Annotated in this window: 27 protein-coding genes, 1 tRNA gene and 1 riboswitch; of the genes, 15 read left to right on the top strand and 13 right to left on the bottom strand. The window is 59.8% G+C overall.

Annotated elements, in window-relative coordinates; all coding sequences use genetic code 11:
• Positions 1–94 precede the first annotated feature (94 nt).
• A tRNA-Lys gene (locus tag ACR0J4_RS21455) sits at positions 95–170 on the bottom strand.
• Positions 171–382: 212 nt separating this feature from the next.
• On the opposite strand from ACR0J4_RS21455, the gene dapF reads away from it, so the two are divergent.
• Complete coding sequence (gene dapF, locus ACR0J4_RS21450; protein WP_170555272.1) at positions 383–1225, top strand: diaminopimelate epimerase; 843 nt, start codon at positions 383–385, stop codon at positions 1223–1225.
• Positions 1222–2478 (top strand): tRNA (N(6)-L-threonylcarbamoyladenosine(37)-C(2))-methylthiotransferase MtaB, encoded by a 1257-nt coding sequence (gene mtaB, locus ACR0J4_RS21445; protein ID WP_170555270.1) that lies wholly within the window; start codon positions 1222–1224, stop codon positions 2476–2478. The genes dapF and mtaB overlap by 4 nt, the downstream gene beginning before the upstream one ends.
• 140 nt (positions 2479–2618) lie before the next feature.
• Here mtaB and ACR0J4_RS21440 read toward each other — a convergent pair whose 3' ends face one another.
• The 3 genes from ACR0J4_RS21440 to petA are packed head-to-tail and all read right to left on the bottom strand — an operon-like array spanning position 2619 to position 5355.
• A complete protein-coding gene (locus ACR0J4_RS21440; protein WP_170644066.1) occupies positions 2619–3407 on the bottom strand; it encodes a cytochrome c1 in 789 nt (262 codons plus the stop codon).
• Between the two features lie 17 nt (positions 3408–3424).
• The gene (gene petB / locus ACR0J4_RS21435) at positions 3425–4756 is read right to left on the bottom strand and encodes a cytochrome b (RefSeq protein ID WP_170379706.1); all 1332 of its coding nucleotides are present in this window, start codon (positions 4754–4756) and stop codon (positions 3425–3427) included.
• A gap of 14 nt (positions 4757–4770) precedes the next feature.
• Entirely contained in the window at positions 4771–5355 is a 585-nt protein-coding gene (gene petA / locus ACR0J4_RS21430) for a ubiquinol-cytochrome c reductase iron-sulfur subunit (RefSeq protein ID WP_170379708.1), read from the bottom strand.
• A gap of 462 nt (positions 5356–5817) precedes the next feature.
• Between petA and ACR0J4_RS21425 the strand changes: the two genes are divergently transcribed.
• A complete protein-coding gene (locus tag ACR0J4_RS21425) occupies positions 5818–6261 on the top strand; it encodes a cytochrome c family protein (RefSeq protein ID WP_170644065.1) in 444 nt (147 codons plus the stop codon).
• A 3-nt stretch (positions 6262–6264) separates the two neighbouring features.
• On the opposite strand, the gene ACR0J4_RS21420 is transcribed toward ACR0J4_RS21425, so the two are convergent.
• Both ACR0J4_RS21420 and ACR0J4_RS21415 read right to left on the bottom strand, forming a co-directional pair.
• Positions 6265–6873, bottom strand: a complete 609-nt coding sequence (locus ACR0J4_RS21420; RefSeq protein WP_170644064.1) for a glutathione S-transferase — start codon at positions 6871–6873, stop codon at positions 6265–6267.
• A gap of 56 nt (positions 6874–6929) precedes the next feature.
• Positions 6930–7559 (bottom strand): FMN-binding negative transcriptional regulator, encoded by a 630-nt coding sequence (locus tag ACR0J4_RS21415; RefSeq protein ID WP_170644063.1) that lies wholly within the window; start codon positions 7557–7559, stop codon positions 6930–6932.
• 54 nt (positions 7560–7613) lie between these two features.
• A riboswitch (FMN riboswitch) is annotated at positions 7614–7768 on the top strand.
• 75 nt (positions 7769–7843) lie between these two features.
• On the opposite strand from ACR0J4_RS21415, the gene ACR0J4_RS21410 reads away from it, so the two are divergent.
• From ACR0J4_RS21410 to cobO, 5 genes are all read left to right on the top strand, one after another.
• A complete protein-coding gene (locus ACR0J4_RS21410; RefSeq protein ID WP_170644062.1) occupies positions 7844–8281 on the top strand; it encodes a 6,7-dimethyl-8-ribityllumazine synthase in 438 nt (145 codons plus the stop codon).
• Positions 8282–8422: 141 nt separating this feature from the next.
• The gene (gene aroC, locus ACR0J4_RS21405) at positions 8423–9523 is read left to right on the top strand and encodes a chorismate synthase (protein ID WP_170644061.1); all 1101 of its coding nucleotides are present in this window, start codon (positions 8423–8425) and stop codon (positions 9521–9523) included.
• Positions 9507–10190 (top strand): HD domain-containing protein, encoded by a 684-nt coding sequence (locus ACR0J4_RS21400; RefSeq protein ID WP_170644060.1) that lies wholly within the window; start codon positions 9507–9509, stop codon positions 10188–10190. Before aroC ends, ACR0J4_RS21400 begins: the two co-directional genes overlap by 17 nt.
• A gap of 33 nt (positions 10191–10223) precedes the next feature.
• Positions 10224–11159, top strand: coding sequence for a DMT family transporter (locus ACR0J4_RS21395; protein ID WP_170644058.1), 936 nt, complete (start codon positions 10224–10226; stop codon positions 11157–11159).
• A gap of 56 nt (positions 11160–11215) precedes the next feature.
• On the top strand, positions 11216–11815 hold the full coding sequence (gene cobO, locus ACR0J4_RS21390; protein ID WP_170644057.1) for a cob(I)yrinic acid a,c-diamide adenosyltransferase: 600 nt from the start codon (positions 11216–11218) through the stop codon (positions 11813–11815).
• Here cobO and ACR0J4_RS21385 read toward each other — a convergent pair.
• The 4 genes from ACR0J4_RS21385 to ACR0J4_RS21370 form a co-directional block, all read right to left on the bottom strand.
• Positions 11809–11997, bottom strand: a complete 189-nt coding sequence (locus ACR0J4_RS21385; RefSeq protein WP_170644055.1) for a hypothetical protein — start codon at positions 11995–11997, stop codon at positions 11809–11811. The genes cobO and ACR0J4_RS21385 overlap by 7 nt on opposite strands.
• Before the next feature lie 251 nt (positions 11998–12248).
• Positions 12249–12614, bottom strand: a complete 366-nt coding sequence (locus ACR0J4_RS21380; RefSeq protein ID WP_170644053.1) for an SPW repeat domain-containing protein — start codon at positions 12612–12614, stop codon at positions 12249–12251.
• A 111-nt stretch (positions 12615–12725) separates the two neighbouring features.
• A complete protein-coding gene (locus ACR0J4_RS21375) occupies positions 12726–13676 on the bottom strand; it encodes an AraC family transcriptional regulator (protein WP_170494359.1) in 951 nt (316 codons plus the stop codon).
• A gap of 111 nt (positions 13677–13787) precedes the next feature.
• Entirely contained in the window at positions 13788–14654 is an 867-nt protein-coding gene (locus ACR0J4_RS21370) for a branched-chain amino acid aminotransferase (protein WP_170379731.1), read from the bottom strand.
• Between the two features lie 159 nt (positions 14655–14813).
• Between ACR0J4_RS21370 and ACR0J4_RS21365 the strand changes: the two genes are divergently transcribed.
• From ACR0J4_RS21365 to dxs, 6 genes are all read left to right on the top strand, one after another.
• Positions 14814–15326, top strand: coding sequence for a MarR family transcriptional regulator (locus tag ACR0J4_RS21365; protein ID WP_170459388.1), 513 nt, complete (start codon positions 14814–14816; stop codon positions 15324–15326).
• Positions 15323–16024: a response regulator gene (locus tag ACR0J4_RS21360; RefSeq protein WP_170644051.1), complete on the top strand. Its 702-nt coding sequence runs from the start codon at positions 15323–15325 to the stop codon at positions 16022–16024. Before ACR0J4_RS21365 ends, ACR0J4_RS21360 begins: the two co-directional genes overlap by 4 nt.
• A gap of 69 nt (positions 16025–16093) precedes the next feature.
• Positions 16094–17020 (top strand): histone deacetylase family protein, encoded by a 927-nt coding sequence (locus ACR0J4_RS21355; protein ID WP_170644049.1) that lies wholly within the window; start codon positions 16094–16096, stop codon positions 17018–17020.
• Positions 17017–17259: an exodeoxyribonuclease VII small subunit gene (locus ACR0J4_RS21350; RefSeq protein WP_120634800.1), complete on the top strand. Its 243-nt coding sequence runs from the start codon at positions 17017–17019 to the stop codon at positions 17257–17259. Before ACR0J4_RS21355 ends, ACR0J4_RS21350 begins: the two co-directional genes overlap by 4 nt.
• Positions 17260–18126: a polyprenyl synthetase family protein gene (locus tag ACR0J4_RS21345; RefSeq protein ID WP_170644048.1), complete on the top strand. Its 867-nt coding sequence runs from the start codon at positions 17260–17262 to the stop codon at positions 18124–18126.
• A 16-nt stretch (positions 18127–18142) separates the two neighbouring features.
• Positions 18143–20071: a 1-deoxy-D-xylulose-5-phosphate synthase gene (gene dxs / locus ACR0J4_RS21340; RefSeq protein WP_170555232.1), complete on the top strand. Its 1929-nt coding sequence runs from the start codon at positions 18143–18145 to the stop codon at positions 20069–20071.
• 9 nt (positions 20072–20080) lie between these two features.
• Here dxs and ACR0J4_RS21335 read toward each other — a convergent pair whose 3' ends face one another.
• On the bottom strand, positions 20081–22291 hold the full coding sequence (locus ACR0J4_RS21335) for a hypothetical protein (RefSeq protein WP_170644046.1): 2211 nt from the start codon (positions 22289–22291) through the stop codon (positions 20081–20083).
• Between the two features lie 193 nt (positions 22292–22484).
• Here ACR0J4_RS21335 and ACR0J4_RS21330 point away from each other — a divergent pair, with 193 nt between their 5' ends.
• Positions 22485–23453 carry a glycosyltransferase family 2 protein gene (locus ACR0J4_RS21330; protein WP_170555228.1) on the top strand — a complete coding sequence of 323 codons (969 nt, stop codon included), beginning with the start codon at positions 22485–22487 and terminating at the stop codon, positions 23451–23453.
• Between the two features lie 3 nt (positions 23454–23456).
• Here the strand turns inward: ACR0J4_RS21330 and ACR0J4_RS21325 are convergent, their stop codons facing one another.
• The gene (locus ACR0J4_RS21325; RefSeq protein WP_170644044.1) at positions 23457–25700 is read right to left on the bottom strand and encodes a glycosyltransferase family 2 protein; all 2244 of its coding nucleotides are present in this window, start codon (positions 25698–25700) and stop codon (positions 23457–23459) included.
• Positions 25700–26740: a glycosyltransferase family 2 protein gene (locus ACR0J4_RS21320; RefSeq protein WP_170644042.1), complete on the bottom strand. Its 1041-nt coding sequence runs from the start codon at positions 26738–26740 to the stop codon at positions 25700–25702. Before ACR0J4_RS21320 ends, ACR0J4_RS21325 begins: the two co-directional genes overlap by 1 nt.
• Positions 26741–26882: the final 142 nt, after the last annotated feature.

Raw genomic sequence — 26882 nt, 5'->3', positions numbered from 1 at the left:
GAATGTAAAGGGAAAAATGGCGGCCTTCGCTTACCCTGCGCTTACCCGAAGCGAGTGTTAGGCATGAGATCGCCTCGTAAGTCTTTGAAAACAGTGGTGAGCCGTGCAGGATTCGAACCTGCGACCCACTGATTAAAAGTCAGTTGCTCTACCAACTGAGCTAACGGCCCACTCTTTTGTCTGGATCTTTGCGATCCGTGGCGCTCTTTAAGGCATTTTCCCGACCGGATTCAAGACCTTATTTTGCGCCTCGTTTCGCCAGAGTAATCAGTGTTTCCGGCGACCCGATAGGCGGCCTAATTAGGCAGGTGGCGCAGGGGGGTCAAGCCCTTTTTTCAGGAATCGTCACCGCAGGGTGGATTCATCGCAGGACCAACGTTATATGCCCGCCATGCAACAGAGACTCGATACCGGTTTGCCCTTCATGAAGATGCACGGGCTGGGCAATGACTTCGTTATTGTCGACGCGCGCGCACAGGCGACGCCGATCAGCGCTGCATTGGCAAAGGGAATCGGGCACCGGCAGTTTGGTGTGGGATTCGATCAGCTGGCAGTGATCGAAAACGGAGCGGCCGACGCGCATCTCGTGTTCTACAACGCGGACGGGTCGACTTCGGCCGCTTGTGGGAACGCCACACGGTGTATTGCCCGTTTCCTGATGGAAGAGAGTCGCAAAACAAACCTGACCCTGACGACCGAACGCGGCACGTTATACGCGCAAGATGCAGGCAACGGCCTGACCTCGGTCAATATGGGACAACCTCAATTGGACTGGCAAGACATACCTTTGGCTGAAGAGATGGACACGCTGGAACTGCCGATTGAGGGCGCACCCTCGGCAACGGGCATGGGCAACCCCCATTGCACGTTTTTCGTGGACGACGCCGAAGCGATTCCCCTGGCCGAGTTTGGCTCGCGGCACGAACACCACCCCCTTTACCCTGAACGCACCAATGTGCAGGTGGCGCAGGTGATCGGGCCGGACCACATCCGTATGCGCGTCTGGGAGCGTGGGGTGGGCATCACGCTGGCCTCAGGGTCCTCGTCCTGCGCTACAGCCGTCGCCGCGGCCCGGCGCGGCCTGACGGGGCGCAAGGTGCAGATCGAGCTGGACGGCGGCACAATCTGGATCGATTGGCGCGATGATGGCGTCTGGATGACCGGGCCGACCTGCCATGTGTTTTCGGGCACTCTGACCCCGGAATTCCTGAGGTCACTGAGATGAGTGCCCCCAAATTCACCACTCTGGGCTGTCGTCTGAACGCTTATGAGACTGAGGCGATGAAAGAGCTGTCTCAGCAAGCGGGTCTGCAAGATGCGGTGATCGTCAACACCTGCGCCGTGACAGCCGAGGCGGTTCGCAAGGCCCGGCAAGAGATTCGTAAGCTGCGCCGCGAAAACCCCAACGCGCGCCTGATCGTGACCGGATGCGCCGCGCAGACGGAACCGCAGACCTTCTCGGCCATGGACGAGGTTGATGCCGTGATCGGCAATACCGAGAAAATGCAGCCTGACACCTGGAAAGGCATGGCAGCTGACTTCATCGGCGAGACTGAAACCGTTCAAGTCGACGACATCATGTCGGTCACTGAAACGGCAGGGCACCTGATCGACGGGTTCGGAACTCGCTCACGCGCCTATGTGCAGGTCCAGAATGGCTGCGACCATCGCTGTACCTTCTGCATTATCCCCTATGGCCGCGGGAACTCTCGCAGCGTGCCCGCCGGTGTGGTCGTTGATCAGATCAAACGGCTGGTCGACAAAGGCTATAACGAGGTCGTCCTGACCGGTGTTGACCTGACCTCATGGGGCGCAGATCTGCCCGCACAGCCCAAACTAGGCGATCTGGTCATGCGTATTCTGAAACTCGTGCCCGATCTGCCGCGCCTGCGCATCAGCTCAATCGATTCGATCGAGGTGGACGAAAACCTGATGCAGGCAATCGCGACCGAGCCTCGACTGATGCCGCATCTGCACCTGTCCCTGCAGCATGGCGACGACCTGATCCTGAAACGGATGAAGCGCCGCCACCGACGCGATGACGCCATCCGTTTCACCGAAGAGGCGCGCAACCTGCGCCCCGACATGACCTTTGGCGCCGACATCATCGCTGGCTTCCCCACGGAAACCGAGGCGCATTTCGCAAACTCCCTAAAACTGGTCACGGACTGCAACCTGACCTGGCTGCACGTCTTCCCCTACTCCAAACGCGAAGGCACGCCAGCGGCGCGCATCCCGCAGCAGGTCAACGGCAAGATCATCAAGGACCGCGCCGCCCGCCTGCGCAAAGCCGGAGAGGCGCAGGTCGCCAAACACCTCTCAGCCCAGATCGGCCAAACCCATCACATCCTGATGGAAAACCCGCATATGGGCCGCACTGAACAATTCACCGAGGTTAGTTTCGACACCCCCCATCCCGAAGGCCAGATCATCACCGCGACGATCACCGGACAAACAGCAACCCAGCTTCAAGCCTGATCCTTTCTTCATCTGGCCAAAAATACCTCGGGGTGAATTGGCCGCAGGCCAAGAGGGGCTGGCCCCTCTGCCACCTGAAAAAGAAAAACCCCCGCAACCGGATAGGCGCGAGGGTTTTCAGTTTCAAAAGCTCAAAAGCTTCACTGCTCGCGCAGCTTGCCTTTGTGCGGTGCCCACAGGCGCTTGTTGACCAGATACAGCAGCACCGACAGGACGGTCAGGAAGATCACGCCGACAAAACCAGCGTTCTTGCGGTCCGTCAGCTTGGGCTCCGCAGCCCACATCAGGAAGGCTGCGACGTCTTCGGACATGGCTTCGACAGTGGCCGCGTGGCCATCGGCGAATTCAACCTGATCTTCGGACAGCGGCGGGCCCATCGAAATCCAGCCTCCAGGGAAGGCCTTGTTTTCGTAAAGGATCGTGCCTGCCTCTTCCTTCTCCTCACCAGTGTAGCCGTCCAGCAGAGAGGCGATGTATTCCGCGCCGCCCATGCCTTTGACCAGCTGGTTGATGCCCAGACCATAGGGGCCGTGGAAGCCCGCGCGGGCTTTTGCCATCAGGCTCAGGTCCGGCGCGCCAACTCCGTTGTTCGCCGGGAAGTGGTCGGTCGGGATTGCCGGGCGGAAATCGTCCAACTCGGGGTCGAAAACCTCGAAATTGTCCGCCGCGTAAGTGATCACCTGCTCTTCACTGTAACCCAGCGCTTCCAGATCGCGCAGAGGAACGTATTGAAGGCCATGGCAGGCCGCGCAGACTTCGGTATAAACCTGAAGACCGCGTTGCAGCTGGTTCTGATCCCAGGTTCCAAACGGACCCTCAAACGAGAAGTCGAAATCCTCGATATGAGTGTCATAGTCGCCTGCCGCAAAAGAAGCGGCAGGGGTAAGGGCCAGGGCAAACGCAGCGCCGATTGCAAGTTTCTTGAACATGTTTCCGGTCCCTCTTCTTACTCGGCCGGCGTGGCGTCAGCGTCAGCCTTGCCATAGTGCGCGTTGAAGTCTTCTTCGATGGTCTCAGGCGGGGCCAGAGGTTTCTCGATCACGCCAAGCAGCGGCAGGATTACGAGGAAATACGCAAACCAGTACGCAGAGGCGATCAGCGAGAAGGTCGCATAGGGCTCTTCCGCAGGCATCGCACCCAGCCACATCAGGGCAAAGAAGTCGATGATCAGCAGGTAGAACCACCATTTGAACATCGGACGATACCGACCCGAACGCACGGTCGAGGTGTCCAGCCAGGGCGCCAGAGCCATGGCCAGGATCGCACCGAACATCGCCAGAACACCGAAGAATTTCGCATCAATGATGCCGCCGGTGATGAAGCTGGCGAACTGAACAACCCAGACCTCACCGGTGAAGGCGCGCAGGATCGCGTAGAACGGCAGGAAGTACCATTCGGGCACGATATGTGCAGGCGTCACAAGCGGGTTGGCTTCGATATAGTTATCGGGGTGACCCAGATAGTTCGGCATGAAGCCCACGATGGCCCAGAACACGACAAGGATGACCGCCAGAGCGAACAGATCCTTGATCACGAAATACGGCCAGAAGGGCAGTGTGTCTTTTTCGGCCTCGGCCTTTGAGCCGCGACGTACTTCAACACCCGTAGGGTTGTTGTTGCCGGTGGTGTGGAAGGCCCAGATATGCACAATAACCAGCGCCGCAATGATGAACGGCAGCAGATAGTGCAGCGAGAAGAAGCGGTTCAGCGTGGCGTTATCCACTGCGGGTCCACCCAGCAGCCATGTCTGCAACGCATCACCCACAAACGGGATCGCGCCAAACAGGCCGGTGATCACGGTCGCACCCCAGAAGGACATCTGGCCCCAGGGCAGAACGTAGCCCATGAAGGCGGTGCCCATCATCATCAGGTAGATCAGCATACCGATGATCCACGTGATCTCACGCGGGGCTTTGTAGGAGCCGTAGTAGAGACCACGGAACATGTGAATGTAGACCGCGACAAAGAACAGCGATGCGCCGTTCATGTGCAGGTAGCGGATGAAGTAACCGCCATTCACGTTACGCATGATGTGTTCGACGCTGGCGAAGGCCAGATCGACATGCGGCGTGTAGTGCATAACCAGCATGATGCCGGTAACGATTTGCAGCACCAGGCAGAAGGCCAGAACGATGCCCCAGATCCACATCCAGTTCAGGTTCTTGGGTGTGGGAATCATCAGGGTGTCGTACATCAGGCCGACGATAGGCAGGCGGCTGTGCAGCCACTTTTCGCCGTTTGACTTCGGCTCGTAGTGATCGTGGGGAATGCCGGACATAAGTTGGGTCTCCCTTAGCCGAGTTTGATGGTTGAAGCGTCGACCCACTCGACCGGTGGGATCGGCAGGTTCTCAGGCGCGGGGCCTTTACGGATCCGGCCCGCCAGATCGTAGTGCGAGCCGTGGCAGGGGCAGAACCAGCCGCCAAAGTCGCCTGCATCACCCAGAGGCACGCAGCCCAGGTGGGTACAAACGCCCATCTGAACGATCCACGCGCCTTCTGCCTCGCCTTCGGGCGATGGCATCACGCGGTTAGCGTCGGTCGCGGGTGCATCTGCGTTGATGTTGAAGTTCCGGGCCAGCGGGTCAGGCAGGTTACCTACCGCTTCTTCGTCCTGCTGCTGCGCTTCGGCGATCTCAGCGCCGGTGCGGTGACGGATGAAGACCGGTTTACCCAGCCACTTGACCGTCAGCTGTGTACCCGGCTCAACCCCGCTTACATCCGTACGGATCGAGGACAGGGCCTGCACATCCGCCGACGGGTTCATCTGATTGATCATAGGCCATACCGCAGCACCGGTCGCTACGACCCCTGCGCCGCCCGCGACGTAGTACAGGAAATCTCTGCGGGTGCCTTCGTGGTCTTCTACGTGGGACACGAGGTTTTCTCCGATTGTCTAGCGCCCGTGCGAACGGGCCAATAGCTGGAACCCGGCACGGATGCCGGGTCTTAGCGGAATTCTCTACCGAGCAGAATAGTATTCGTCCAGCGGTGTTGAATGCGCAATACGCCGCATCTGCGTAATTTATCATCGCGCGGGGCAGTCTTTTTGATGTTTCTCGCCCTCATGTTTCAACGAAGCGTCGAATCAGCCCCGCTTGATTCGCGCCCTGTGACCCCAATCTGACCGGGACCAGCGAACCTGGGCCGACAGCACAAGTGGGTCGCATTGGTGCGAAAACCTGAAAAATCCGACATACGAAACCGGGTTTGTTCCACAACAAATCATATGCCTGAAATAGACGATTTTTCGCACCGCGAACGGGTCTGTTTCCTGTTGCACTTATTGCGCGAATACCTGATGCCCGGTTTCGCGCGAACGCCGATCAGGAGACCCCCCATGTCAAAGACCCACTTGGCCGTCGTTCTGTTAACGATTTCTGTTTCGACCCAAGCCGTCGCGGCCGGAGACCCCGCCAAAGGCGAAAAGCTCTACAACCGCTGCTCGGCCTGCCACGCGATCATCAAGGATGGCGAGGTTCTAGTCAAAGGCGGCATCACAGGCCCCAACCTATACGGGGTCGTGGGCCGCACCGCCGGATCCGAGAACGACTATCGCTATGGCAGCGAACGCCTGCCCATCGGCATGTTCACCGACGACATGATCCGCGCCGGTGACGCAGGTCTGGTCTGGACCGAGGAAAACATCGCCGCATACTCCGAAGACCCGATCGGGTTCATCAAGGAGTTTCTTCAGGACGATACCGCCCGCCCGAACATGAGCGTGAAGCTCAAGAAAGGCGCGGACGACATCGCCGCCTATCTGGCGACGTTCAGCCAGTAAGGTTTACGTCACCGGACGCGTGGCGACCATGCTCGGACGCGCATCAAACTCGGCAAACCAGGTTGCGAGGGCATCATTGCCCTTGCGCCAGCCACGTGCATCATGGCGCAGATCCAGATAGCCCAGCGCGCAACCCACGGCTACTTGCCCCATGTCCAGCGGCCCCGACAGATGCGCCATCCAGCGCTGGTTCAACACGGCACAGGCGCGCTCAACCTTGACCCATTGCGAGTCTACCCATTCATCCCATTGCTTGTCTTCGGGACGCAGCCGACTTTCATAGGTCATCAGCAGCGCGGCATCCAGAATACCGTCTGCCAGCGCCTCAAGCGTCAGAACATCCCAGCGCCGCGCACCCTCGGGATAAAACCGCCCCCCGGCGCGGTCATCCAGAAAGGCGCAGATCACACGACTATCGAACAGGGTCGGTCCATCGGGGCGCTCCAGCGCCGGAACCTTGGTCAAAGGTGCCTTGCCGATCAAGGGCGCGGCTGGCGCCACAGGCGTACCCGCCACCGTTTCCAACTCAACATCCTCTAGCTGTTCTGTTTCATGCAACAAAACCATGACTTTACGGACATAGGGCGAAGTCAGACTGTGATAGAGTTTCATGCGCGCACTCCTTTGTTTGGGCTGACCTTACAGCAGGGTGCGGAAAACAAAAGCCGTCATTTGCCTGAGGGCTCCACAGCGCGCATCAGCGCCTGCAGGGCCTGCACCTCCGAGCCGATCCCAAAACTCCCGACCTGCTCCGCCGCCCGCATCCGAACGTCATCGGGCTTGTTCTGGTTCAGCTTCCACGTGCCCTGAATATCCTCAACCCGCATCCGGCAGGGCAGAATCATCCGCATCATCCGCTCAAGCGCGTCGCCCTCCATCTTGCTGCTGTGCCAAGGCAGCTTCGGGCGCAGCCGGTCTTCGAAAAACGCCGACTGCCGGTCTAGCAGGTCTCGCATCTCCTCCGCCGGGCGCAGTTCTAGAATGCCGGTTAGGTGAACAGCGACATAGTTCCACGTCGGCACCTGATCGCTCACCTCATACCAATCGGGCGAGACATAGCTGTCCGGCCCCGAAACTGCGATCCGCGCTGCCTGCGGCGTCTTCAAAAGCCGGACGATCGGATTCGAGCGGACAAGATGTAGCTCCGCCACCGTGCCATCTTCGGACAAAAGAAATGGCACGTGGCTGATCAAAGGCGCGGCATCCGTCGACACGGCCAAGACGCCAAAGGCGCGTTCGCGAGCAAAGGCGATATGTCGGCTGATCTCCTCAGCGCGGAAGGCGGGATTCGGGTGCATGGGACTCCTCCTGCCAAATCTCTTGCAGAGGAGGCCCAATCTATGCAAGGTCCGCCTCGTTCTCAGGGCGGGGCGAAATTCCCCACCGGCGGTATGCGGGCGATGACCTGTAAGCCCGCGAGCGGCCTCGCCGTGTTCACGAAGGGGTGTCAGCAGATCTGGTGAGAGGCCAGAGCCGACGGTTAAAGTCCGGATGAAAGAGAACGTGCCAGATGCGTCGGTGAAACGGCGTGTCTGCTCGTGATCGCCTTGGGTGAAGTGTCTGTTTTGCTAAGGAGATCATGATGACACACACCCGCTATGCTTTTATCAAAGCCAACTGGCATTCCGATATCGTTGATCGCGCGCTTGAGGGGTTTCTGGAACTCATCCCAGCCGTTCAGGTTGACGTGTTCGACGTCCCCGGCGCGTTTGAAATGCCCCTGATCGCACGGGATCTGGCCCAAACCGGCCAGTACGCAGCCGTCGCCTGCGCCGCCTTTGTGGTTGATGGAGGCATCTACCGGCACGATTTCGTGGCCCAGGCCGTGGTTGACGGCCTGATGCGCGCAAGCCTCGACACCGGCGTCCCGGTCCTGTCGGTCTCGCTCACTCCACATCAATATCAGGAAACCGACCACCACAACGCCATCTACCGCGACCACTTCGTGCAAAAAGGGCGTGAGGCCGCCAACGCCGCCCTCAACATTACGAAAACCCGCCAGGCGATCAAAGCAACCTGATCCTTCTTCTGTTTGAAAATACCTCGGGGGAGGCGCGCTAGCGCGGCGGGGGTAGAGCCCCCTTCCCCCATTTCAAACGCAAATCCACTTGAGGCCAAAGGCTCTCCCCGCTAATCACAACCCCGCAAAGGAGCCCGCCCCATGTCGATGAACAGCTTTGGACACCTCTTCCGCGTCACCACCTGGGGCGAAAGCCACGGGCCCGCCTTGGGCGCGACGGTCGACGGCTGCCCTCCGGGCGTACAAATCGACGAGGCGATGATCCAGCACTGGCTGGACAAGCGCAAACCGGGGCAAAACAAGTTTACCACCCAGCGGCGCGAGCCCGATCAGGTGAAAATCCTGTCTGGCTTGTTCGAAGGTCAAACCACCGGCACACCCGTTCAGCTGATGATCGAGAACACCGACCAGCGCTCGAAAGACTACGGTGATATCATGGAGAAGTTCCGCCCGGGGCATGCCGATATCACCTACTGGCAGAAATACGGGATCCGCGACTATCGCGGCGGAGGGCGCAGCTCGGCCCGTGAAACCGCGTCGCGCGTTGCGGCGGGAGGGCTGGCGCGCGAAGCGATCAAACAGATCGCGCCCAATGTGCAGATCACCGGCTATATGACCCAAATCGGCCCGCATAGGATCGACCGCGGCAATTTTGACTGGTCGCAGATCGAACAGAATCCGTTCTGGACGCCAGACGCCAAGGCCGCCGAGAATTGGGCTGACTATCTGGACGGTCTGCGCAAGTCCGGCAATTCGGTCGGTGCGGTGGTCGAAGTGGTGGCGCGCGGCGTCCCCGCCGGGATCGGCGCGCCGATTTATGCCAAGTTAGACACTGATCTCGCCGCCGCGATGATGTCGATCAACGCCGTTAAAGGCGTCGAGATCGGCGAAGGCATGGCCGCCGCTGAACTGACCGGTGAGGCCAACGCGGATGAGATTTTCATGGGCCAGAACGGCCCGCAATACAGCTCGAACCACGCCGGTGGCATCCTTGGCGGGATCTCCACGGGGCAGGATGTCGTGGTGCGCTTTGCCGTCAAACCGACTTCGTCAATTCTGACCACGCGCAAGACGATCACCAAATCCGGTGAGGAAACTGAGATCATCACCAAAGGCCGCCACGACCCTTGCGTTGGTATCCGCGCCGTGCCCGTGGGCGAGGCGATGATGGCCTGTGTGATCCTCGATCACCTGCTTCTGCATCGCGGCCAGATCGGTGAGAACCGTGGACATATCGGCTGATCTGCGCACAAAGCTGCGCGGCATCGTCGCGCAGCGTATGCAAACCGATCCTGCCCATGATCTGGCCCATCTGGACCGTGTCTGGCGAAACGCGCAAGCGATCGCAGACGATAAGGCGGACATGGCCGTGCTGCTGGCCGCCAGCTATCTGCATGATCTGATCAACCTGCCAAAGAACGACCCGAACCGCCACTTGGCATCATGCCAATCCGCTCAGGAATCAGAGTCTATTCTTAAGGAATTGGGCTTTTCTGACGCGCAAATCCAAGCCACCCAACACGCGATCGAGGCGCACAGCTTCTCGGCCAACGTTCCACCCCGCACATCCGAAGCCTGCATCCTGCGAGATGCGGACCGGCTCGATGCGCTGGGGGCCATCGGTATCGCGCGCACTTTTGCGGTCGCGGGTGCGTTGGGCCGTGATCTCTACGACCCCGAGGATCCCTTTGCCAAGGCGCGCGATCTGGACGATCTGAATTTCTCAATCGACCACTGGAAAGTGAAACTGCTGAGCCTGCCCGACGATATGCTGACCGAGGCGGGCCATGCTCTGGCGCAAGAACGCCGGGCGCAGATGCTTGAATTCCTCAGGGCCTTCGCGGATGAAATCGGCCACCCTGTCCCCGACGCCTGGAATTCCCCCGGATTGTTACAATCCCGGCGTTGATCTTTCCGCGCCAAAAGCGCAGGTTCCCGGCCAATGGCACAATCCTTGACATCGCACCGCCCGGCTCTTGCTGTGGGCCTGAAATTGACCGCCTTGATGCTGTTCACCTTGATGTCGGCCTTGGTCAAAGCGTTGTCCGAAGACTTCCCACCGGGTGAGTTGGTCTTTTTCCGGTCTCTCCTGGCGATTCCCGTCATCATTGCCTGGCTGATCTGGCGCGGGGAGTTGTCACAGGGCTTTGTCGTCAAGAAACCCATGGGCCATTTCTGGCGTGGCGTTCTGGGCACCAGCGCAATGGGTTTGACCTTTACCGGCCTCAGCTTGCTGCCTTTGCCCGAGGTCACCGCCATAGGCTACGCGACTCCGATCTTTACCCTCGTCCTGGCCGCATTGCTGTTGGGTGAGAGGATTCGCATGATCCGCATCGGTGCGGTGATGCTGGGGCTGGTGGGGGTTCTGATCATGCTCTGGCCCCGGCTTGGCAGCACCGAGATGGAGGTAGCGGCAACGATTGGCGCCCTTTGCGTTCTGGCCGCAACCATCGCGCGGGCCTTTGTGCAAATCCATATCCGGCAATTGGTCAAGGTCGACCACCCCGCCGCCATCGTGTTCTATTTCTCGATCACGGCAACGCTCTTGTCTTCGCTGACCGTGTTTTGGGGTTGGACCATGCCATCACTGGATCAGGCTCTGTTGTTGATCGTTGTGGGTCTTATCGGTGGGGTTGCGCAGATCCTTGTGACCTCGTCCTATCGGTTTGGTCAGGCATCGATGCTGGCGCCTTATGACTACACCACCATGCTGTTCGCCATTGCGATCAGCTATTTCTGGTTCGATGAGCTGCCAACGCTGGCGATCTTGCTGGGGGCTGCGCTGGTGATTGCAGGCAATGTGGTCGTGGTTTGGCGCGAACATCAGCTGGGGTTGGAGCGCGGCAAGGCGCGGTCTCTGACCGACCACAAACCGTGACTTTACCTTTCGCCAACTTCGCTTAGTTTGAGCGCAACAATCAATGAGGGCTCCGCATGAGTGACGCACAAGACCACAAGGAAAAGATGCAAAAGGTGCAGGCCAAGCACCGCAAGAAAGTGTCCGAAGCGGTCGACCCCGACCGTGGTCTGGTGCTGATCAATACCGGAAAGGGCAAGGGCAAATCCTCGGCCGCTTTTGGCGTGGTGATCCGTGCGCTTGGCTGGGGCCAAAAGGTCGCCGTTGTTCAGTTCATCAAGGGTAAATGGAAAACCGGCGAGCGGCGCTTTTTCGAAGAACGCGATCTGGTGACGTGGCACACGATGGGCGAAGGCTTTACCTGGGACACTCAGGATCGGGAACGTGACATCGCCGCCGCCACAGCCGCGTTCGACAAGGCCTGCGACCTGATGGCCAGCGGGGACTACGATCTGGTCGTGCTGGATGAGATCAACATCGCACTGCGCTACGAATACCTGTCGGTTGAGCGTGTGATCGAGGGGCTGAACGGCCGCTCTGACAAGACCAGCGTATTCCTGACGGGCCGCGATGCGCCACAAGAGTTGCGGGATTATGCCGATCTGGTCACTGAGATGACCGAAGAAAAGCACCCGTTCCAGGCCGGAATCAAAGCCCAGCGCGGCGTGGACTACTGACCGAGCGCCCTTTTGGGTGTTTCACTGACAACATCGTCCGAGGGCTGTTGGTTCAGCTCTCGGCATTTTTCTGCGTCGCAGGTTTTGCGATCCAGATAGGCCTCGACATCCGAGGCCAGCGCATCGCAATCACAGGACGCGCAACACGGGTCGGATAGCAGCTCTTCAAATCTGGTACGCATCGGTGCCCTCGGTCGTTCCCGGAACGGTGGCAGGCCATCACGACTGAACTTGCTGAGCCCACTGACCGCACCGGAACCTTGTGCTTGATCGGTTCATCTGGCGTTGATTTTTTCTGACTGTTTTTGTCGGTTTTTGCAAGGGAAAACGACCGGGCAAGATAGCGAGCCTGCTTTACCCGGAAAAACAGATCCTAAAAAGGGAAAAGCCGCGCAAGATGGCGCGGCTTTGAGCAGTGAGGGATAGACAGGATTCAGGCCGCTGCTGTCTGTCCAGGCGCGCTGAGCGAGATCACAGCGACTACAGCAGCCCCGTTCAGCCAGTAGAACAGCGCGTCGATTCCCGAAAAGCCGAGCAGGCTGGGGGCCAACAGGAAGGTCACGCCAACGGCCAGATCCACGGTCAGATGCAGCTTGTAAGGTAGCACCCGCCAAATCCCCAGGTGATGGTCAGTGAGCACCGTCAGGACGAAAGCAGCAACGCCAGTGACAACGGACAGCCAAAGCGCCAGTGGGTAGGATTGGCCCAGCCCTAAAACAAAGGGAAGCACCATCAGCGCAATGGCAACAGGATAGTCGAGATAGGCGTGAATATTGCGGGTGACAAAACGAAGGGACATCTGGATTTCCTTTCCTCAATCAGAGACAGATCAAGAATAAGAACTGCGTTGGGAACGCAGCAGCCCAGATCGTTTGCAAAACATTGCAGATCGTTCAGAAGTGTCGGTGGATCAGTGCATCTCGCGATAAGCGGCGGGAGACACTCCGACCTGTTTCTTGAACACCCGCGAAAACGCCGCCTCAGAGGCATATCCGGCCTCGGCTGCGGCGTCGGCCACATTCCAGCGCCCCTCGGTCAGACCGTGGCAGGCGATCTGCATCCTCCAGTCCGTCAGATATTGCATCGGGGTGGTTCCCATCTTCTCGGCAAAAAGCTGAGCAAAGGCCGTGCGCGACATAGCTGCCTCGTTGGCAAGGCTGGCCACGCTCCACTCTTGCGCGGGGGCTTGGTGGAACGCGGTCAAAGCGCGCGAGATTCGTGGGTCGGCAAACCCGGCCAAGGCGTCATCGTCAGGGCTTTGATGCTCCAAATAGGCCCGGATCGCCTGAGCAAACAGCACTTCGGACAGTTTCAGGGCAATCAGGTCGCCGCCAATCCGCGCGCCGGACACTTCTGAGCCGATCATGCGCAGGGTGGCCTCGATCCACGATCCCGCTTCTTCTCCGTAATTCTGGATCAGGATGTAGGGCGGCAGCCGGTCGATCAGCATATGACCGGTGCCATTCCGGCCAGCCGGTCCAGTGAAGGAAAAATGCCCGCAGATCAGTTGGGTATCGCGTTCTTCGTCCCCGCCGCCATAGACCAGAACGCCGTCACCGGTATAGCCCGCAATGTCGAGGACTTGCTCTAACGGCAGAGCGTCAAACGGCCTGACCTCGTTGCACAGTAACGCATGTTGCGCGCCATGCGGGATTACGATCAGGTCACCCTGTTTCAGACGAACGGTCTCGCCGGTTGCCGGGATGTGGACCTTCAGCTCTCCGCGCTGGACGAAATGAAACCGGGCCACGTTTTCAAAGCCGGGCACCTGAATCCCGAAAGGCGGGGTGAAGGAGGTTCGGAAATAGAACGTGCCGCGCAGGGACAGGCGGGTGAGGATATCGCTGAGTAGGTCCAACATAGGCCAAAGATACAGCGCAGCGCGCCAAGTTCCATGCCGTTGAACGATTTGCAAGATACTCTGCACGATCTGCAACAAAAACCCCCGCCGAAGCGAGGGTTTCAGGTCTTATCAGGCGCGGACGAGTTTCTCGTAGTCTTCCGCGATTTCGCGGGTCAGGTCGCCCACTTCAAAGGTGTAGTCGCCAATCTGCCCAACCGGGGTGACCTCAGCCGCCGTACCGGTCAGCCAGCATTGTTCGAAATCGGCCATTTCCTCAGGCTTGATGCGGCGTTCGTGCACGGTGATGCCCTTGTCTTTCAGCATCTGGATGACGGTCTGGCGGGTGATGCCGTTCAGGAAGCAGTCTGCCAGCGGCGTGTGAACCTCACCATCCTTGACGAAGAAGACGTTGGCACCGGTGGCCTCGGCCACGTAGCCGCGCCAGTCCATGAACAGCGCATCCGAGCAGCCTTTGGCCTCGGCCTTATGCTTGGAGATGGTGCAGATCATGTAGAGGCCCGCCGCTTTGGCATGAACCGGAATGGTCTCGGGGCTGGGGCGTTTCCATTCGGCGATGTCCAGCTTGGCACCTTGCATCTTGGCGTCGCCGTAGTAGGCCCCCCACGGCCACACGGCGACAGCCATCCGCACGGGGTTCTTGGCCGAGGCCACGCCCATATCCTCGCCCGACCCACGCCAGACCAGCGCGCGGACGTAGGCGTCCTGTAGGCCGCTGGCTTTCAAGGCCTCTTCTTTGGCGGCCTCAATCTGATCCACATCGTAGGGCATCGGCATGTCCAGCGCCTCGGCCGAGGCGATCAGACGTTCAGAATGTTCTCGGCTTTTGAAGATCTTGCCGTTATAGGCGCGCTCGCCTTCGAACACGGACGAGGCGTAGTGCATCGCATGTGTCAGGATGTGGACATTGGCCTCGCGCCATGGGACCAGCTTGCCATCCAACCAGATGGTGCCATCACGATCATCATACCCCGCCATGCGAAACCTCCTGAACCGGGTTGAATTTGCGAATGTTGCGCTAGTTAGGACCGGAGCGGACACAATCTTGCGCAAAAACTGCGATTCGATACCTGTCTGCCCTTGGAATGTCAATAAGGCTGACTTAAACTGTAGACCGAGTAACGCATGAGGCATGATATGTCCGAAATCCGCCCCGCCCCGATATATGGGGGCGAAAGCCTGTTGTTCCTAACCGATGAGCAGTTGCGGCAGGGGATTGAGGCGATGTTTTTCGCCTATCGGGGGTTCACGGCGGATCCGGATCGAATCCTGTCGGACATGTCTTACGGGCGGGCGCATCACCGCGCGATCCACTTCATCAACCGCGCCCCCGGCACGACGGTCAACAACCTGTTGGCCATTCTGGGCGTGACGAAACAATCCCTGAACCGGGTGCTGCGGACCCTGATTGAAGACGGCATGGTCGAAAGCCGGGTTGGGACCGTCGACAAGCGCGAGCGGCATCTGTTTCTGACGGAAAAAGGCCGCGCGCTTGAGGCGACATTGTCCGACGCCCAACGCGCGCGGATGCGGGCCGCTTACAAGGATGCGGGCCCCGAGGCCGTGGCCGGTTTTCGCAAAGTACTTGAAGCCATGATGGATGCTGATATGCGTCATGCTTACAAGAAGTTGCGGGATACGACCTCATGAGCGATATGGATGCCCACCTGCTGATCGTCGATGATGACGAGCGCATTCGCGACCTGCTGAAAAAGTTCCTGATGCGGAACGGGTTTCTGGTGACCGCCGCGCGCGACGCGGCGCATGCGCGCCGGGTGCTGTCCGGGCTGGACTTCGACATGATCGTTCTGGATGTGATGATGCCCGGCGAGGACGGTGTGAGCCTGACCAAAGCGCTGCGCGAGACCCACAGCACTCCGATCCTTCTGCTGACGGCGCGTGGCGAGACCGAGCATCGGATTGCGGGCCTTGAGGCCGGGGCTGATGACTATCTGGCCAAACCGTTTGAGCCGAAAGAGCTGTTGCTCCGCATCAACGCCATTCTGCGGCGGATGCCCGAAGCTCCTGCCCAAGATGCGGCAGCGAAAATCCTGACCCTTGGCCCGATCCGCTATGACATCGAGCGGGGAGAGATGTGGCAGGGCGAGGACCCGGTGCGTCTGACCGCGACGGAAAGCCAGTTGATGAAGATCTTCTCGGCCAAACCGGGGGAGCCGGTCAGCCGGGCAAAACTGGTTGAGGATCTGGGACGCGACAAGGGGCAGGCGCAGGAGCGGGCCGTCGACGTGCAGATCACGCGGTTGCGCCGCAAGATCGAACAGGATCCCAAGCAGCCACGATACCTGCAAACCGTGCGCGGAGCAGGGTATATGTTGGCACCGGATTGACCGGGCCGCTGCGCGGCGATTTTGTGCCTTCGGCGAGGATATTTTTAGCCAGATGAAGAGGGGATCCCGATGAAGACGGCCTTGTTGACCCATGCAGATTGTCTGGGCCATGTCACCCCCGATGGCCATCCTGAGCGGGTGGCGCGGCTAGAGCATATACTACATGCGCTGGAGGCATTGGACCTGGACCGCAGGACCGCTCCGATGGTGGCGGATGACGATTTGCTGCGGGTTCACCCTGAAGACTATATCCGCGATATTCGGGCCACGCGGCCTGAAGAGGGGTATACGCAGATTGACGGGGATACCTTTATGTCTCCAGGCTCGGTCGACGCCGCTTATCGGGGCGCTGGGGCCGTTGTTCGGGCGGTGGATCTGGTGCTGTCTGGCGAGGTCCCCAATGCGTTCTGCGCCATTCGTCCGCCGGGCCATCACGCAGAAACCGACAAGGCGATGGGGTTTTGCCTGTTCGGCAATGCCGCTTTGGGTGCCAAACATGCGCTGGACCATCACGGGCTGGCCCGTGTTGCGGTGGTGGATTTCGACGTGCATCACGGCAATGGCACGCAGGACCTGTTATGGGACGAAAAACGCGCGCTTGTGATCACCAGCCAGCAGATGCCTTTGTGGCCCGGCTCCGGTCGCCCCGATGAAACCGGGGCCTATGACACGGTTCTGAACATCCCCCTGCCACCTGCAAGCGGTGGGGCTGAGATGCGTGCGGCCTATGAGTCGCAAGCCTTCCCGCGTCTGAGAGCCTTTAGGCCCGACCTGATCATTATCTCGGCCGGGTTTGATGCCCATCAGGACGATCCACTGGCCAATCTCAACTGGTCCACGGGCGACTTCGCCTGGATCACCGCCGAACTGTGCAAGATCGCCGATGAGGTTTGTGAGGGCCGTATCGTCTCGACTCTGGAAGGCGGGTATGATCTGAACGCATTGGCCGAGGCGACACGCGCCCATGTGGAAGAACTGATGAAGGCAGCACGATGACCGATACCCCCGTTGAGCAAATGACGTTTGAACAGGCGATGAAAGAGCTTGAAGCCGTAGTCGGCCAATTGGAACGCGGTGATGTGGCGCTGGATCAGTCGATTGCGCTGTATGAGCGCGGCGCGGCTTTGAAGAAGCGCTGCGAAGATGAGTTGAAGCGCGCTGAGGAAAAAGTCGCCGCGATTACACTGGACGCCAACGGGCAGCCAACCGGGACGACTCCAGTCGAAGGTCAGTAAATGTTTCGCGACAGGCTGGCGCAGGATGCGGCGCGGGTTCAGAGCCATTTCGATCTGGTTCTGGGGGCGCTTGACGATCTGGATGTGACGCGGGCCATGGCCTACGCCACCGAAGGCGGAAAGCGTCTACGGGGGTTTCTGGTTCTGGAAAGCGCGCGCCTCCATGGCGTTGAGGCCGCTCAGGCAATCTGGCCCGCGGCCGCGATTGAGGCGTTGCACGCCTATTCCCTCGTTCATGATGACCTGCCCTGCATGGATGATGATGACCTGCGACGAGGGCGCCCGACAGTTCACGTGAAGTGGGACGAAGGCACTGCCGTTCTCGCCGGGGATGCTTTGCAGACCCTGGCGTTTGAGCTTTGCACACGACCCGAAGTCGGCAAGCCCGAGATTCGCGCCGAACTGGCGATGACTCTGGCCAAGGCAAGTGGGGCGCAGGGCATGGTTCTGGGTCAGGCACTGGATATTGCGGCTGAAACGGCGTCTGCCCCGCTGTCGCTGGACGAAATCACGCGGCTGCAAGCAGGCAAGACGGGGGCGTTGATCGAATGGTCCGCCTGCGCGGGCGCTCGGTTGGCGCAAGCCGATCCGACACCGTTGCGCCAATATGCCCAAGCCCTTGGGCTTGCTTTTCAAATCGCCGATGACATCTTGGATATCGAGGGCGATGCCGAAAAGGCAGGCAAACGGCTGCAGAAAGACGCGGATGCAGGCAAAGCAACCTTTGTTTCGCTTCTGGGATTGGATGCAGCCAAGGCCCGTGCCGCAGAGCTAGTAGGCGAAGCCTGCGCCGCGCTGGATGGGTATGGGGCCAAGGCTGAAACCTTGAAGGACGCTGCTCGCTTCGTTATTGCCCGGGACAGCTAAGCCAGGAACGCGCCAAATGTCTGACCGTCCGAATACGCCACTGCTGGACCTTGTGAACCGCCCTGCGGATCTGAAGCAGTTCTCGGATGCTCAACTGCATCAGGTGGCGCAGGAATTGCGGGCCGAGACGATCTCGGCCGTGTCGGTCACCGGCGGGCATCTGGGCGCGGGCCTTGGTGTGGTTGAGTTGACGACGGCGTTGCATGCGGTCTTCGACACACCGCGCGACAAGATCATCTGGGACGTGGGGCATCAGTGCTATCCGCACAAAATCCTGACCGAACGCCGCGACCGTATCCGCACCTTGCGTATGAAGGATGGCCTCAGCGGCTTCACCAAGCGCAGCGAGAGCCCCTATGACCCGTTTGGCGCGGCGCATTCCAGTACCTCGATCAGCGCCGCATTGGGCTTTGCCGTCGCGCGTGATCTGGGCGGTGTAACGCCCGAAGGGCTAGGCGATGCGATAGCGGTGATAGGCGATGGCTCCATGTCTGCGGGCATGGCGTTTGAGGCGATGAACAACGCAGGCCACCTGCGAAAGCGCCTGATCGTGATCCTGAACGACAATGAGATGAGTATCGCGCCACCCGTCGGCGCTCTGTCGACCTACTTGTCGCGCATTTACGCCGAGGAACCGTTTCACGAACTGAAGGCCGCCGCCAAAGGCGCGGTTTCTCTGCTGCCCGAGCCGTTCCGCGAAGGAGCCAAACGCGCGAAAGAGATGCTCAAAGGGATGGCCGTTGGCGGGACCTTGTTCGAAGAGTTGGGGTTCTCTTATCTTGGCCCGATTGATGGGCATGACATGGACCAGTTGCTGCCGGTTCTGCGCACCGTCAAGGCACGGGCGACTGGGCCGATCCTGATTCATGTGTTGACCAAAAAGGGCAAAGGCTACGCCCCGGCCGAGCAGGCCCGCGACAAGGGCCACGCAACCGCCAAGTTCGATGTTGTCACGGGTGAACAGAAAAAAGCGCCCTCAAACGCGCCGTCTTATACCTCGGTCTTTGGCAAGACGCTGGTGGAAGAGGCCGCGCGCGATGACAAGATCGTTGCCGTGACCGCCGCCATGCCCGATGGTACCGGGTTGAACCTGTTTGCGGAACGCTACCCCTCTCGCTGTTTTGACGTGGCGATTGCGGAGCAGCATGGCGTGACCTTCTGTGCCGCGCTGGCTGCAGGCGGGATGAAACCCTTCTGCGCGATGTATTCGACGTTCCTGCAGCGCGGCTATGATCAAGTTGTGCATGACGTGGCGATCCAGCGTCTGCCGGTGCGCTTTGCCATCGACCGGGCCGGGCTTGTTGGCGCGGATGGCGCCACTCATGCCGGGTCGTTCGATATTGCCTATTTGGCCAATCTGCCCGGCATGGTCGTCATGGCCGCCGCAGATGAGGCCGAGCTGATGCATATGGTGGCCACCGCCGCAGCCCATGATGACGGCCCGATTGCGTTCCGCTATCCCCGGGGCGAGGGCGTTGGCGTTGACCTGCCCGAAAGGGGCGAGGTGTTGGAAATCGGCAAAGGCCGGTTGATCCAGAAGGGCGCGCGTGTGGCTTTGTTGTCCTTCGGCACCCGTCTGGCCGAAGTACAGAAAGCGGCTGAGGCCTTGTCGGCGCGCGGAATCACCCCGACCATTGCGGACGCGCGTTTTGCCAAGCCGCTGGACAGTGATCTAATCCTCGATATGGTCGAAAACCACGAGGCGCTGATCACCATCGAAGAAGGCGCCGTGGGCGGGTTCGGCAGCCACGTTGCGCAGCTTCTGGCCGACGAAGGCGTGTTTGATCGCGGGTTCAAATACCGCTCGATGGTCTTGCCCGACATCTTCATTGATCAGGCCAGCCCGGCAGATATGTACGCGGTTGCCGGCATGAATGCTGAACAGATCGAAGCCAAGGTTCTGGATATTCTGGGGGTTGCGACCATCGGCGAAAAACGCGCCTAGCGGCCTCGTCTAGCCCAGTTCCTTCAACCCCAGTCGCACGGCCCGGTTGGGGTTTTGTTTCAGGATATGTGCGCCCAGGCGGCGGGCGAGGTCCTTGTGCCCTTTCTTGACCGCGCGATTGAACAGCTCTCGCTGGTAGCGCGGGAATTGTTTGCGGGCGCGCAGAAGGGTGTAGAACTCAGCCTCGGTGAGAGTTCCGTTCAACGCCCCTAGAATGATCGGGTGCAGGATACCCATCTGCAGCAGAGACGACCCCAAGCGATGCCCCAGCAGCGGCGCGCGCAGATGCGAGACGTTGGTGTTCGTGAACCGCGCCGCGTGGCCAGCATCCAGCGGCTCATAAGGGTCATAGAGGATCGACACCCGCCGCGCCGCCTGACTGACCTGTGCTGCATCGCCATAGGAGCCGGTAAAGTCCCGATCCCACACGGTTTTATAGCGCGTCTCCCACGGGACAACGGACTTGTCGACCGTGCTTTGCGGTGAGATCGCAACCACATCACAGCCCGGTGCTGCCGGAGAAAAAGCGCAGGCCGCATAGCCGCCCATCGAGGCCCCGTAGAAGACAACGCGCTGAAACTGCTTGAAGAAACCGCTCTGCTTCAACTCATCGAACTGGTCATAGACCCACGGTTCGCGATACCAGGTCCAGCCGCCTGCAATGGCCGACAGCATCGACCAGTTCTGCTCTTTGATGAAAGAATATCCCCATGGGCGGCGGTCTTTGCGGTTGTTCATCGCCACGTCCAGATTGTCGAAGGTCACCACCAGAGTGTCCTTGGACCGCGGCATAAAAAGCAGCGAGTGCCCGTTCTCGCCCGGCCTATACCAGCCGTCCTTTCCGGCCAAATCCGTCGCGATCCGCGCCCAGCTGCTTGCGGCATCGGTGGGTTCGGGCGGTTTGGGCAAGACCTTCACGCGGGTGACCTCGTGCCCGTCAACCTCATGCGTGGCGATCTTTTCATTGGTCCCGAAGGCCTTGAGGAAGGGAAACGCGCCCGAGCCTTTGCGGATATCCATGAACAGCCGCGTGTCGGAATGCAGCATCCGGGTCAGAAATTTCTCAAGGAAAGGCACCTTGTAGCGATCGCCGAACCCTTCGAGATTGCACAGCACATCCACCGGCTTCAGCCGATCCTCGGAGGTGATAATTTCGATCCGGTCCGGGTCGACCTCATGATCGGTCAGAAAGGCGACATAGTCGGCGATCCACGGCTCCTCTTCGGATTTGAACTTGCCGCGACGGTTCACGTCGACCAGCTTGACGTCGCAATCGAACTTATGATGCAGCGCCAGAACAAAGCTGCGCGCCCTGCCGGTCAGATCCGCGACCGAGCGGACCTCGGTCAGGTCGACCTCATCAATCAACGCGCCGTCAAACACCGTGTGCCCGCGCCCTTTGATCGGCGCGAGGACCGGGTTGATACCCGTCTCTGCCACAAGTTTGGCAAGATACGTGCCTTTGGGCGGCAGGCCGTTGTGATGATTGCCCAACTGGCGCTTGTTGGAGGCCCACAAATGAAGTGCCGTGGTGTCTTCGGCAATCAGCTGCTTGGCCAACGCCACACGACGCATGAACTTGTACCGCTCGGGGAAGGTGACCGGGTAGAAGGCGCTGACCGGCAGGGCGTGGTGCTCCAAACCCAACGCGTGAACAAAATGTGTTACCATCATCGGCCCCCAGACACCCCATGGCTGCTGCGAAATGTGAACCGGGTTGCCGCTTTCCGCCGCCTGCTGCATGGCGCGCTGTTTCGCCTTCGGCAGGAACGGCGCGATGGAATAGCGATCCTCGGTGAAGTCCAGCATCTGGCGCAGCAGCTCGCTGTCAGCGGGAATGCCCAGCACCGCGTTGTTGATCCGAGGTGAGTCCGGCAGCTCATAGCCAAAGACATAGTCGCTGTCATAGGTCATAGGACGGTGGCAGAAGATATCCGTGTCGATCCAGATCATGCCGGGGCATTTCTGGATCATGTGCAGCCGGAACCAATCAGCAAACAGCGCGAATGAGTTCTTCTGTTCGTATTTGATGAAATCGTCGGTATCTATGATCTCGCGCCCGTCGCGGCGGATCACACCATCAGGGACGTTGGGGATATCCTCGTAGGAAAACAGGGTGATCTTCTGCCCTTTGTCCACAAAGGATTTCAGGCACAGCTGTTCAAGCCAACTGAGCGGGCCACCGATCCATAACGTGCCAACCTCGCGCGTGCGTGCCATCCGCGTATCCTTGTGCCTGCGTGTATTTTGGCACACGCGTCGTTTTCTTGATCCTAAGGTCTTGCGCCGCGCTTGGGTACCGCCAGATTACGCAGCAGGCGCGAATAGTTGGCCGGGCGTGACCTTGCTGCATCCCGTTTCGCGCCGCATAGACAAGACCTAGGCGTCACGGCAGGCAAGCGAGCAGACAGTCATGAGCAACGAGACTTATACAGTCGTCTCAACGATGAAAAACGAAGGCCCCTACATCATCGATTGGGTGGCGCATTACAAAACGCTGGGCTTTGACCACATTCTGGTCTGCACGAATGACTGCACTGATCCCACCGTCGAAATCCTTCTGCGCCTGCAAGAGATGGGGCTGGTCACCCAGCACAACACAATCATTCGCGGCGGCGGCATTCACCGTTCGGCCCTGCGGCAGGCCTCGCGTCGCTACGACATCGTGATGGATGCCAAATGGGTCTTTGTCTGCGATGTGGATGAGTACCTGAATATCCATATGGGCGACGGCTCGGCCCGCGCGCTGGTCGAAGGGTCTGGTGCGGATGCGGATGTAATCTCGGTCCCTTGGCGGGTCTTCGGCCCGGACCATATCGAGCGGTTCGACGACGCGCCCGTCACCCAGCAATTCACCATGGGCGAGCTTGAATGGGACGCAGAGGAACGGCCCAAAACCGGTAAATTCGTCAAGTCTCTCTACACCAACCAGCATAAATTCAAGCGGATGGGCCTGCATGCGCCGGTGTCGCTTGATGAGCATGTCTCGGACACGAAGCGTGTTCTGCCCGGCGGCGCGGACTACGTCGTTGATGGCGCTCGCACCGAGAACCCGCCCCTGTTTACCCACGCGCAGGTCAACCACTATGCGCTGCGCTCGATGGAGAGTTTTCTGATCAAACGCGCGCGCGGGCGGGCGAACCACAGCCACCACGTGCTGGGTATGGAATACTGGGACAGGTTCAACCTCAACGACGAAAAAGACATCTCGATCGAGCGCTACGCCCCCCAAAGCAACAAGCTGGCGGAGGAACTGAAATCGGACCCGGTTTTGGGCGATCTGCATGCGCGGGCGGTAGAATGGCACCGGCGCAAGGCAGCCTCAATGAAGCTGGATCCGGAAATGGATGAACTTGTAAACGGGCTAAAAGCCGCGCTTTAGGCTCTAATGTTGGGTTTCCCCATCATGATCGACGGTAAAGAACCAATCTTTGTCGGGGTCACGCTCCAGCACGTCATCCGGAATGGATGAAGGGCCTTTGAGGAACACATTGGCCCCGAAATGCCGGTGCAGACGCGCAAGCTTTTCAAGGCGCGCGCCTGTCAGTTCGGCGTAGAAAGCGGCGTAGTTCGGTGTGGCCTTCAGTTCCGCGATCTTGACCCGGTGGCGATCTACGGAATGGGCATGCGCGGCGGCGATCTCGGGATCGCTGAGCAGACGGTCCAGTTCGGCCTGCATCGCAGGCACCATACGCGCGATGGAATGATCCTCGGCGTAGTTGTTGTTCATGCGGAACCAATAGGCGAGGCCCTGATCCCGCTCAACATGGTTCACCCGGCCCCTGTCACGCTTGACCAAAAAGCTCTCGGCCGAGCGGACGGCATAGTGGTTCAACTGCACAAGATCGTAGCCATAGGTGTTGATCGTGGACCGCCAGCCATTGCGAAACATCGAACGCGGCATCGGCGCGCCGGACCCGTTGACCCAGTTGATCTCCTCCCACAATTGCGGATTGAGGCCCTTGGGGCGATGTACACCCAGCTTTCGGAACAGGCCGATATTGCGGAACAGCGTTTTGAAGCCCCAGGCCTGATGCGGCTTGCGGGCATATTCCGGGGCGCAGCGCTGGAACTGTTCGATGATGGGCCTGTCTTCGAACCCATGCAAATCGCTGTTGCCGAACAGACGCCAAGTCATCGCGATCATGTTGGCGTCAGGCACAGCGGCAAACAGCGCGTCCAGAGTGCCGTCGCCGCATTTGATGTTCACATATTCGTCCACATCAATGCAGGCGACCCATGTAGCGTCCTTTACGACTTTCTCATCATCCGCGGAATGCAGGGCCGCGTGCTGCGGACGCATGTCCATCTGCCGGAACGGGTTGTCTCGGTGCTGAACCAGGCCTTTGCTTTGCAGCATCTCCAGCATCGTATCAGTGCCGTCGGTGCAGTCATTGGTGTAGATCAGGAAATCATCGAACCCGATGGCACGATGGTAAGCGAGCCATTCCAGAATGAACGGACCTTCGTTCTTCATCGTGGTCACGATGGCACATCGCCCGCGCCCTGTTTTTTTCGAGGCAACCTGCAGCTCGGGCATCCGCACCGGCTTGTGCCCCCAGGTCGTGGCGGACAAATGCAACAGCGGCTCATGCTCGATCAGAGAGGTCTTGGGCACGATCTTCGAGATCGAGCGTGTCGGGTGCCGCAACAGCATATGGCGGTAAAACCCCATAGTTAGGGTCGAATCCGGGCGCGCATTTCCGACCCGGACCAGCCGCCAGACCGCATCTGGGGCGGATTTGGCTGGCGCGATGCACCAGCGCTGCCGACCGCCCGTCGCATCGAACTGCACGCAGATATGATCGCCGAAATGCGCCTTTTGGCCCGCACGCACGCGCCACGGATAGCAATGCCGTCCAAACAGCGCGATCAGCCCGCCCTCGGCTGCAACGGCTGCGTCGAAGACGGATGTATCTGTTTCGACCATCAAATCATGCACATCGATATTTGCCACCGCGCGCGCGCGGGCCAGAAACCGTGTGCGCAGGATCTCATAGACCGAAAACGCGCCAAGCGGGCTGTCCCATGGGCTGGGAGGCGGGACCTCCATCCGGTCCTTGCCCGGAGATTCGCTGACGCAAAACGGGTGTGCCTCGGGCGGAAGGTCGGGTTTGCCCAGCGGCACCGGGCTTTGGACCAGAACCACCTGACAGGCCATAGCATGGCTTTCCAGACCTTCGCGAAGCGCGGCGGCAAACCCATCCTCGGCACCCAGAGGAGCGCGGTCGAGGATCGCCACAGCCTCAACCCCCTGTGTTTCGATGTGGTAGGCCAGCCACTGCAACACGATCTCTGCGCTTTCGCCGTTGCGTTGGGCGATGAAGGCGTTCTTCCCCTCAAACAGCACGCATTCCGAGGGCGCGCAGCTCAGATCAAAGGCCTCCCCGCAGATCGTAAATCGAGGGTGGGCGTCCTGCGGCAAGCGATATCGCAGGATGCGCGCATCGCCCACGGCGCCTGCCTCCTCGGCTACGCTGCCCTCAGGGGGGACGACATCCTCAGCCGCAATCAAACGATCAAAGAACAACGTGACGACCTGCGCACCATCGTCCTGATGCACGACCGCATCGACCAGGATCGCAACACCCAGATCCTGACCTGCAAGTTGCCGTTCGATCAGCCCCATCACTCAGCCGCCTTTGACAAAAGCGATACCTGCCGGGCAACAAACGCAGCCCCCTCTTGCGCAGAGGGCGGGATGCTGTTGACCAGCCCCAGGCGGAACTCCAGCCGCACGGCCTCGATATCTTGCTGCAAAGCCGCATAGGCGGCACGGTGCCAGTTCAGGCAGGCCTCATGCGCGGCGGCTACGCCGGGCAGGTCCATCAGGTCGGCGTAAACAGCCCGGGTCGCATTCATCATTGTGGAAATGCTTGTCTCTTCGACCGTGTTCCAATTGCGCTCGGCCCAATAGGTCATCCCGATCTCGCGGTCCGTGTGGTTCGGCAAACCACGTGCGCGTTTAACCATGAACTCTTCGCGCGAGCGCAGGGCATAGTGGTTCAACCAGACCTGACGCGCGCCCATAGGCAGACCATAGAGCGAAATCGCGCCATCATTCCCCGCGAAGCGTGCAGGCAGGTCCGCACCATCCGGCCCGATCCAGCGCGCGGGTTTTGACGGTTTGCTGCGGGGCCGATGCACGCCCAGCTTCTGAAACGCCGCCGGACGGTGGAGCGTCTTGAACAGGTGGCCGAGGGGAAAATGCAGATCCGCGGGTGCGGCTTGCGTAAACCTCTCGGGCGTCAAACCGCCGCCACGCTTCACTTGGCCGCCTGCGCCAAAGAACCGCCACGGCAGGGCAAGGGCATCGAAGAGCCCTGATGCTGCCTCGAACCGAGTCAGGAGATCGGGCAGAGAAGCATCTTGCAGACACAAGAATTCATCACAGTCAAAAAACAGCGCCCAGTCGGCCGAGGCGTAGGCCGGGTGATCCGAAGCGTGTTTCAACGCCTGCCATTGCACCGCCTTGTTGCCCTTGGGGTTAAAGGGCAGATGTTCGATCCGCGCGTTTTGCGCCAGCGCACTCAGCAACGCATCGGACCCATCCGAGCAATCGTGGCTTAGAACCAGAAACCGGTCGACGCCTGCCGCAAGGTGATGGGCCAGCCATTCTACCAGAAACGGCCCGTCATCCTTCTGACATGTGATGCCCAATAGGGTCATGCATGACCTCTGACTGCTCTTGGTCTTTTCATTCACTTATAGGCAGATCGGAACAGGAAAGCCACGCGGTTGATCAGGGAAGGGAGCGCTTGGGTAGCGCCAAAAAACAACGCCCCGCGTCTGGAGGAACGCGGGGCGGGTG

It is taken from the genome of Ruegeria sp. B10, assembly GCF_056539825.1.
The sequence above is the reverse complement of the archived record's forward strand: the minus strand, read 5'-3'. Positions and strand labels throughout refer to the sequence as shown.

What these genes read in the sequence shown, in the direction of transcription:
- ACR0J4_RS21330 (WP_170555228.1), top strand. Translation starts at nt 22,485, where the DNA reads ATGAGCAACGAGACTTATACAGTCGTCTCAACGATGAAAAACGAAGGC.
- ACR0J4_RS21380 (WP_170644053.1), bottom strand. Translation starts at nt 12,614, where the DNA reads ATGTCCCTTCGTTTTGTCACCCGCAATATTCACGCCTATCTCGACTAT.
- ACR0J4_RS21350 (WP_120634800.1), top strand. Translation starts at nt 17,017, where the DNA reads ATGACCGATACCCCCGTTGAGCAAATGACGTTTGAACAGGCGATGAAA.
- ACR0J4_RS21375 (WP_170494359.1), bottom strand. Translation starts at nt 13,676, where the DNA reads ATGTTGGACCTACTCAGCGATATCCTCACCCGCCTGTCCCTGCGCGGC.
- petB (WP_170379706.1), bottom strand. Translation starts at nt 4,756, where the DNA reads ATGTCCGGCATTCCCCACGATCACTACGAGCCGAAGTCAAACGGCGAA.
- ACR0J4_RS21395 (WP_170644058.1), top strand. Translation starts at nt 10,224, where the DNA reads ATGGCACAATCCTTGACATCGCACCGCCCGGCTCTTGCTGTGGGCCTG.
- dapF (WP_170555272.1), top strand. Translation starts at nt 383, where the DNA reads ATGCCCGCCATGCAACAGAGACTCGATACCGGTTTGCCCTTCATGAAG.
- ACR0J4_RS21385 (WP_170644055.1), bottom strand. Translation starts at nt 11,997, where the DNA reads ATGCGTACCAGATTTGAAGAGCTGCTATCCGACCCGTGTTGCGCGTCC.
- ACR0J4_RS21410 (WP_170644062.1), top strand. Translation starts at nt 7,844, where the DNA reads ATGACACACACCCGCTATGCTTTTATCAAAGCCAACTGGCATTCCGAT.
- cobO (WP_170644057.1), top strand. Translation starts at nt 11,216, where the DNA reads ATGAGTGACGCACAAGACCACAAGGAAAAGATGCAAAAGGTGCAGGCC.
- ACR0J4_RS21320 (WP_170644042.1), bottom strand. Translation starts at nt 26,740, where the DNA reads ATGACCCTATTGGGCATCACATGTCAGAAGGATGACGGGCCGTTTCTG.
- ACR0J4_RS21420 (WP_170644064.1), bottom strand. Translation starts at nt 6,873, where the DNA reads ATGAAACTCTATCACAGTCTGACTTCGCCCTATGTCCGTAAAGTCATG.
- ACR0J4_RS21425 (WP_170644065.1), top strand. Translation starts at nt 5,818, where the DNA reads ATGTCAAAGACCCACTTGGCCGTCGTTCTGTTAACGATTTCTGTTTCG.
- ACR0J4_RS21360 (WP_170644051.1), top strand. Translation starts at nt 15,323, where the DNA reads ATGAGCGATATGGATGCCCACCTGCTGATCGTCGATGATGACGAGCGC.
- ACR0J4_RS21325 (WP_170644044.1), bottom strand. Translation starts at nt 25,700, where the DNA reads ATGGGGCTGATCGAACGGCAACTTGCAGGTCAGGATCTGGGTGTTGCG.
- ACR0J4_RS21335 (WP_170644046.1), bottom strand. Translation starts at nt 22,291, where the DNA reads ATGGCACGCACGCGCGAGGTTGGCACGTTATGGATCGGTGGCCCGCTC.
- ACR0J4_RS21355 (WP_170644049.1), top strand. Translation starts at nt 16,094, where the DNA reads ATGAAGACGGCCTTGTTGACCCATGCAGATTGTCTGGGCCATGTCACC.
- dxs (WP_170555232.1), top strand. Translation starts at nt 18,143, where the DNA reads ATGTCTGACCGTCCGAATACGCCACTGCTGGACCTTGTGAACCGCCCT.
- ACR0J4_RS21415 (WP_170644063.1), bottom strand. Translation starts at nt 7,559, where the DNA reads ATGCACCCGAATCCCGCCTTCCGCGCTGAGGAGATCAGCCGACATATC.
- ACR0J4_RS21370 (WP_170379731.1), bottom strand. Translation starts at nt 14,654, where the DNA reads ATGGCGGGGTATGATGATCGTGATGGCACCATCTGGTTGGATGGCAAG.
- ACR0J4_RS21365 (WP_170459388.1), top strand. Translation starts at nt 14,814, where the DNA reads ATGTCCGAAATCCGCCCCGCCCCGATATATGGGGGCGAAAGCCTGTTG.
- ACR0J4_RS21440 (WP_170644066.1), bottom strand. Translation starts at nt 3,407, where the DNA reads ATGTTCAAGAAACTTGCAATCGGCGCTGCGTTTGCCCTGGCCCTTACC.
- ACR0J4_RS21345 (WP_170644048.1), top strand. Translation starts at nt 17,260, where the DNA reads ATGTTTCGCGACAGGCTGGCGCAGGATGCGGCGCGGGTTCAGAGCCAT.
- aroC (WP_170644061.1), top strand. Translation starts at nt 8,423, where the DNA reads ATGTCGATGAACAGCTTTGGACACCTCTTCCGCGTCACCACCTGGGGC.
- mtaB (WP_170555270.1), top strand. Translation starts at nt 1,222, where the DNA reads ATGAGTGCCCCCAAATTCACCACTCTGGGCTGTCGTCTGAACGCTTAT.